At 55.3% G+C, this 6,321-nt stretch carries 7 protein-coding genes; all 7 read left to right on the forward strand.

The window, feature by feature from the left end; translation table 11 throughout:
- The first annotated feature begins 87 nt into the window (after positions 1-87).
- The 7 genes from ACHHZ6_RS12645 to nei all read left to right on the forward strand — a co-directional run bounded on the left by ACHHZ6_RS12645 (position 88) and on the right by nei (position 6,200).
- The gene (locus ACHHZ6_RS12645) at positions 88-294 is read left to right on the forward strand and encodes a YbfA family protein (RefSeq protein ID WP_182274141.1); all 207 of its coding nucleotides are present in this window, start codon (positions 88-90) and stop codon (positions 292-294) included.
- 604 nt (positions 295-898) lie between these two features.
- A complete protein-coding gene (gene phrB, locus ACHHZ6_RS12650; protein WP_182919598.1) occupies positions 899-2,311 on the forward strand; it encodes a deoxyribodipyrimidine photo-lyase in 1,413 nt (470 codons plus the stop codon).
- 10 nt (positions 2,312-2,321) lie between these two features.
- A complete protein-coding gene (locus tag ACHHZ6_RS12655) occupies positions 2,322-3,065 on the forward strand; it encodes a type 2 GTP cyclohydrolase I (protein WP_182274642.1) in 744 nt (247 codons plus the stop codon).
- A gap of 14 nt (positions 3,066-3,079) precedes the next feature.
- Positions 3,080-3,736, forward strand: a complete 657-nt coding sequence (gene pxpB, locus ACHHZ6_RS12660) for a 5-oxoprolinase subunit PxpB (protein WP_196390994.1) — start codon at positions 3,080-3,082, stop codon at positions 3,734-3,736.
- A complete protein-coding gene (gene pxpC, locus ACHHZ6_RS12665; protein ID WP_182274144.1) occupies positions 3,730-4,662 on the forward strand; it encodes a 5-oxoprolinase subunit PxpC in 933 nt (310 codons plus the stop codon). The genes pxpB and pxpC overlap by 7 nt, the downstream gene beginning before the upstream one ends.
- On the forward strand, positions 4,649-5,386 hold the full coding sequence (gene pxpA, locus ACHHZ6_RS12670; RefSeq protein ID WP_182919599.1) for a 5-oxoprolinase subunit PxpA: 738 nt from the start codon (positions 4,649-4,651) through the stop codon (positions 5,384-5,386). The genes pxpC and pxpA overlap by 14 nt, the downstream gene beginning before the upstream one ends.
- A 22-nt stretch (positions 5,387-5,408) precedes the next feature.
- Positions 5,409-6,200, forward strand: a complete 792-nt coding sequence (gene nei, locus ACHHZ6_RS12675) for an endonuclease VIII (protein ID WP_395122289.1) — start codon at positions 5,409-5,411, stop codon at positions 6,198-6,200.
- Positions 6,201-6,321 lie beyond the last annotated feature (121 nt).

Consider the following 6,321-nt stretch of genomic DNA (forward strand, 5'->3'; position numbering starts at 1 on the left):
TTACGAACAAAGCGATATTATTTTAGCCAGGTCACAGATTTTTGAATTTTCCGGAGCAGATTTCCGGCCAACTATAGGGGAGAAACTATGGATCTTTATAAAGAGTATCCGGCTCATATCGTTTACATGCGTCGCGCTTTCGCTGTAGTGGCGGGGGTGCTGGCTCTGCCGGTGATGATTTTCTGGAAAGATCGCGCACGTTTTTACAGCTACCTGCACCGCATCTGGGCGAAAACCAGCGAGAAGCCGGTGTGGATGGATCAGGCTGAAAAAGCGACCTGCGATTTTTACTAATACTCAGTAGATACGCAGCAATAAAAAAACCGCCAAACAGTCATGTGGCGGTTTTTTTGTCCCTCAGGATTCGCGGTCCGTTGGGAAATTCTCAAGCTCTCATCAGAGGGTTATGATCATACTTCTACTCTCTGAATAATCAAACGTTGCTGCTCTAAATATAATCTTAAAACTCTGTTTAGAGAATTCCGCTTCGCACGGATGCCTACTACCATGCAGCGTCCCTTTCCGCCATCTCGCAAATGGGCACCGGTTCCGGGAAAGGTGTTACCACAACCGTGAGTCAGGCTCTCATCAGAGCTTGTGTCCACAGACTTATCACCGGTGGTGAACGGTGGAGCGGTTTGCTGCAGGGACCGCATGATGAAACGCTATTTATGCATTGCGTTCATTGTCGCCAGCGTACTCGTGGTAAAGAGTGATGAACCCACCAGGTTTGTTGCTTTCAACCCGATAACGCAGGACAAGTAGCGTTAAGGCCGCCCCGGGCGGCCTTTTTTATTTCATCACGGCTACACTTCATGGCAAAGTAGTTCAATGCGTGCCCCATTTTATCTTTGGCGGCATGGCCTTACGGACATAACAGACAATTGCCTGGAGTTTTATGCCCACCCATCTGGTTTGGTTTCGCGCCGACCTGCGCGTTCACGACAACACTGCCCTTGCTGCGGCCTGTCGCTCTCAAGATGCCAGAGTGCTGGCGCTGTTTATCGCCACGCCTGAACAGTGGCAACAGCATGATATGGCACCACGACAAGCCGCTTTTTTACGTTCGCATCTGAATGACCTGCAGCGCTCGCTTGCGGAAAAAGGTATTCCACTGATTTACGACGAAGTCAGCGATTTTACCTCGCAGGTCAACAAGGTCAGGCAAATCTGTGAGCAGCATGGCGTCTCACACCTTTTTTACAACTATCAGTATGAATTTAACGAGCGGCAGCGGGATCGTCAGCTTGAACAGGCTCTGGAGCCCGTGGTGTGCCAGGGGTTCGATGACAGCGTCATGCTTGCGCCAGGTACTGTGATGACGGGTAACCACGAGATGTATAAAGTCTTTACGCCGTTCAAAAATGCCGTTATCAAGCGCCTGAAAGAGGTACTGCCGGAATGTGTCGCTGCGCCAGCCGTCAGGGGAGAGGTATTAACGGATTTACCTGAACTGACTTTTCACTATCCGCAACAGGCGTTTGATGAAACCCTGTTCCCCGCAAATGAGAAAGCGGCTATTGCCCACTTGCGCCAGTTTTGTAAACAGGCTGCGGCTGATTATGAAAGCCTCCGGGATTTTCCCGCCATTGACGGTACAAGCCGCCTGTCCGCGTGTTTAACCCTGGGGGTTCTTTCCCCGCGTCAATGCTTACATCGTTTGCTGGCAGAACAACCCCGGGCGCTGGACGGTGGGGCAGGCGCAGTCTGGCTTAACGAACTTATCTGGCGTGAGTTCTATCGCCACCTGATAACGTATCATCCTGATTTATGTAAGCATCGTCCCTTCATTCGCTGGACGGATAACGTCAAATGGCAATCGAATGATGTGCATCTGGAGGCCTGGCAGACCGGACAGACAGGGTTCCCTGTTGTTGATGCCGCTATGCGCCAGCTCAATGACACGGGCTGGATGCACAACCGCCTGCGGATGATTACCGCCAGTTTCCTGGTGAAAGATCTGCTTATCGACTGGCGTGCCGGAGAGCGGTATTTTATTTCTCAACTGATCGATGGCGATCTTGCAGCGAATAACGGGGGCTGGCAGTGGGTGGCCTCTACCGGCAACGATGCGGCTCCCTGGTTTCGTATTTTTAACCCGACAACTCAGGGGGAAAAATTTGATGCCGATGGCGTGTTTATCCGCCGTTGGTTGCCTGAGTTAATGGATGTACCAACAAAAGCGATCCACGACCCGTGGACATGGGCGGATAAACAGGGCGTAACACTCGATTACCCCCGCCCGATTGTCGACCATAAACAGGCGCGTGTCGCCACGCTGGCGGCGTACGAAGCCGCCCGCAACGCTTAAGAGAGAGATGATGAAAAACAGCGAACTGGAAAGCCTGATTAACGAAAAACTCAACACGGCCTCCTTCAGTGACTACGGGCCAAATGGTCTGCAGGTTGAAGGGCGTGAAACGGTGCAGAAAATCATCACCGGCGTGACGGCAAGCCAGGCGCTACTGGATGAAGCCGTGCGTCAGGAAGCTGATGCCGTCATTGTCCATCACGGTTATTTCTGGAAAAACGAATCGCCGATCGTTCGCGGTATGAAGCGCAACCGTCTGAAAACGCTGCTGGCAAATGACATCAACCTGTACGGTTACCACCTGCCGCTGGATGCACACCCGGAACTGGGCAATAACGTACAGCTTGCGCAACTGTTGGGGATCACCGTAATGGGTGAAATTGAACCGCTGGTACCGTGGGGCGAGCTGGCGATGCCGGTTTCCGGGCTTGAACTGGCCTCCTGGATTGAAGCTCGCCTGGGACGCCGCCCGCTGTGGAGCGGGGATACCGGCCCGGATACGGTGAAACGTGTCGCATGGTGTACCGGTGGTGGACAGGGCTTTATTGATAGCGCCGCGCGGTTTGGCGTTGATGCCTTCATCACCGGAGAGGTTTCCGAGCAGACTATCCATTCAGCCCGTGAACAGGGTCTGCATTTTTACGCCGCAGGCCACCATGCCACAGAGCGCGGTGGCATTCGTGCTCTCAGTGAATGGCTGACAGAAAATACCGATCTGGATGTTACCTTTATTGATATCCCGAACCCGGCCTGATGAGAGGTACCTGAGTGCAGCGAGCGCGTTGTTATCTTCTGGGTGAAACGGCAGTGGTTCTGGAACTGGAGCCACCGGTCACGCTTGCCACGCAAAAGCGTATCTGGCGGCTAACGCAGCGTCTGGCCGATATGCCGGAGGTCGTTGAAGTGATTCCGGGCATGAATAACATCACCGTTGTTCTGCGTAATCCGCATACGCTGGCGCTGGATGCTATTGAACGTTTGCAGTGCTGGTGGGAAGAGAGCGAGGCGCTGGAGCCAGCGTCCCGGGCGATTGAGCTCCCGGTGGTCTACGGCGGCAAACGTGGTCCCGATCTCACGGTGGTGGCGCAGCACTGCGGATTAACGGAAAAGCAGGTTGTTGAGCTGCATAGCTCGGTTAACTACGTCGTCTGGTTTTTAGGGTTTCAGCCCGGCTTTCCGTATCTGGGGGGATTATCTCCGGCGCTGCATACACCGCGCCGCGCCGAACCTCGTCTGAGTGTTCCTGCAGGAACGGTAGCGATTGGTGGTGAACAGACCGGGATCTACCCGATTGCGTCGCCTGGTGGCTGGCAGCTTATCGGATACACCTCCACACCGTTATTTGAGCCGGGGCAGGACTCACCAATACTGCTTCGTCCTGGTGATACCCTTCGCTTTATCCCGCAGAAGGAGGGGGTATGTTAACGCTTATTCGTGCGGGGCTTTACACCACCGTTCAGGATGCCGGCCGGTTTGGTCTGCGTCAGTCAGGTGTGAGCTATTGTGGCGCGCTGGACAGGCCCGCGCTGGAGGTTGCGAATGTGCTGGTGGGCAATCCCGGCAGCACGGCGGCGCTGGAGATCACGCTGGGTCAGTGCGTCATCGAATTTAATCAGGAGACCTGGTTTGCCCTGACCGGTGCAGGTTGCGACGCAACGCTTGATGATAAAGCGGTATGGACTGGCTGGCGTTTACGGGCGAAAGCCGGTCAGCGCCTGATCCTCAGGCGTCCTCTGCACGGTATGCGCAGCTACCTTGCGGTTGCTGGCGGCATCGATGTACCGGAGGTGATGGGGTCGGCCAGTACCGATCAGAAAGCAGGCATTGGTGGGCTTGAAGGGCGCTTGCTTCGTGATGGCGATCGTCTCGCGATTAAACCCACCTCCCGCCATTTCTCGACCACTCAGGGAGTTAAACAACTGCTCTGGGGAAACCGTATTCGCGCCTTGCCGGGGCCGGAATATCACGAGTTCGACGAGGTTTCTCAGGAGTCATTCTGGCGCTCACCGTGGCAGATCAGCCCGCAGAGTAATCGCATGGGTTACCGTTTGCAGGGGCAGCCGCTGACCAGAACGACGGATCGCGAGATGCTGTCGCACGGGTTATTGCCTGGCGTAATTCAGGTACCCCATAACGGACAACCTATTGTGCTGATGAACGATGCGCAGACAACGGGAGGCTACCCGCGTATTGCCTGTATTATTGAGGCCGATCGCTACCATCTGGCGCAAATTCCTCTCGGGCAGCCGATTCACTTTGTGCAATGTTCGCTGGAAGAGGCGCTAAAAGCCCGGCAGGATCAACAGCGCTACCTGGAACAGCTGGCGTGGAGGCTTGATGGTAAAGATTGATTTAAACGCCGATCTGGGTGAAGGCGGCAGCGCCGATGCAGAGCTGATGACGCTGGTTTCCTCGGTCAATATCGCCTGTGGTTTTCACGCGGGTGATGCGCAAACGATGCTGACGAGCGTGCGTAATGCCATTAAAAATGGCGTTGCGATAGGTGCTCATCCTGGCTTTCCCGACCGGGAAAATTTTGGCAGAACGGCAATGGTATTACCCCCTGAGACAGTCTATGCCCAGACGCTTTACCAGACTGGTGCGCTGGAGGCGATCGTCCGTGCTCAGCAGGGCGTACTGCGTCATGTGAAGCCGCACGGTATGCTCTATAACCAGGCGGCAAAAGATCCGGTTCTGGCAGATGCCATTGCCCGCGCGGTGCGGGACTGTGACCCACAGCTTATCCTCGTTGGTCTGGCGGGTAGTGAGTTGATTCGCGCCGGGCAGCGTCTGGGTTTAGCCACCCGGCAGGAAGTGTTTGCCGACAGGGGGTATCAGGCTGACGGGAGCCTGGTCCCCCGCACTCAGCCCGGGGCACTCATCACTGATGAAGAACAGGCTCTGGCGCAGACGCTGGAGATGGTGCGTACGGGTCAGGTCATTGCGATTGACGGTACATCCGCAAAGGTACAGGCGGATACGGTGTGTTTACACGGCGACGGCGAGCACGCGCTGCGTTTTGCGCGTCGTTTGCGGGCGGCGTTTGCTGAACACGGGATCCTCGTCAGCGCCTGATATTTACAATAAGGATGAAAAGATGCCAGAAGGCCCGGAGATCCGCCGCGCAGCGGATAGCCTGGAGGCGGCGATAAAGGGCAAACCCCTGACGGATGTCTGGTTTGCTTTCCCTCAACTGAAACCGTTTGAATCACAGCTGGTGGGGCAGACGGTGACTCATATCGACACGCGCGGCAAGGCATTGCTCACACACTTTTCCCATAACCTGACGTTATACAGCCATAACCAGCTTTATGGCGTGTGGCGAGTGGTTAACGCTAATGAGCAGCCGCAAACGACCCGTGTGCTGCGCGTCAGGTTGCAAACGGCGGATAAAGCTATCCTGCTGTATAGCGCTTCAGATATCGAAATGTTAACGCCGGAGCAGTTGCTTACGCACCCGTTTCTGCAGCGCGTGGGGCCGGATGTACTGGATATGCGGCTGACGGCGAGCGATGTGAAAGCCCGTTTGTTATCAGCCGCATTCCGTAACCGGCAGTTCTCTGGTCTGCTACTCGATCAGGCATTTCTGGCCGGGTTAGGAAACTACCTGCGGGTAGAAATTCTCTGGGACGTGGGGCTGGCGGCGCAGCATAAAGCATCGCAACTGAGTGATGTACAACTCGATGCGTTATCCCACGCGCTGCTGGATATTCCGCGTCTGTCGTACCATACGCGTGGCGTGGTGGATGATAACAAGCACCACGGGGCGCTGTTCCGGTTCAGGGTCTTTCACCGGGATGGTGAGGTATGCGAGCGGTGCGGTGGTGTGATTGAGAAGACAACACTCTCTTCAAGACCGTTTTACTGGTGTCCGGGGTGCCAGAGGTAAAAGCAAAACGGCAACCTCAGGGTTGCCGTTTTTAATGTTTGTTCCCTCTCCCTGTGGGAGAGGGTCAGGGTGAGGGCATCAGGCCGCACAAGGTAAAAGCAAAACGGCAACCCCAGGGTTG

The sequence above is a fragment of the Enterobacter cloacae complex sp. 2024EL-00214 genome, from assembly GCF_043945575.1.
Taxonomy (GTDB): domain Bacteria; phylum Pseudomonadota; class Gammaproteobacteria; order Enterobacterales; family Enterobacteriaceae; genus Enterobacter; species Enterobacter cloacae_P.

What these genes read in the sequence shown, in the direction of transcription:
- ACHHZ6_RS12645 (WP_182274141.1), top strand. Translation starts at nt 88, where the DNA reads ATGGATCTTTATAAAGAGTATCCGGCTCATATCGTTTACATGCGTCGC.
- phrB (WP_182919598.1), top strand. Translation starts at nt 899, where the DNA reads ATGCCCACCCATCTGGTTTGGTTTCGCGCCGACCTGCGCGTTCACGAC.
- ACHHZ6_RS12655 (WP_182274642.1), top strand. Translation starts at nt 2,322, where the DNA reads ATGAAAAACAGCGAACTGGAAAGCCTGATTAACGAAAAACTCAACACG.
- pxpC (WP_182274144.1), top strand. Translation starts at nt 3,730, where the DNA reads ATGTTAACGCTTATTCGTGCGGGGCTTTACACCACCGTTCAGGATGCC.
- pxpA (WP_182919599.1), top strand. Translation starts at nt 4,649, where the DNA reads ATGGTAAAGATTGATTTAAACGCCGATCTGGGTGAAGGCGGCAGCGCC.
- nei (WP_395122289.1), top strand. Translation starts at nt 5,409, where the DNA reads ATGCCAGAAGGCCCGGAGATCCGCCGCGCAGCGGATAGCCTGGAGGCG.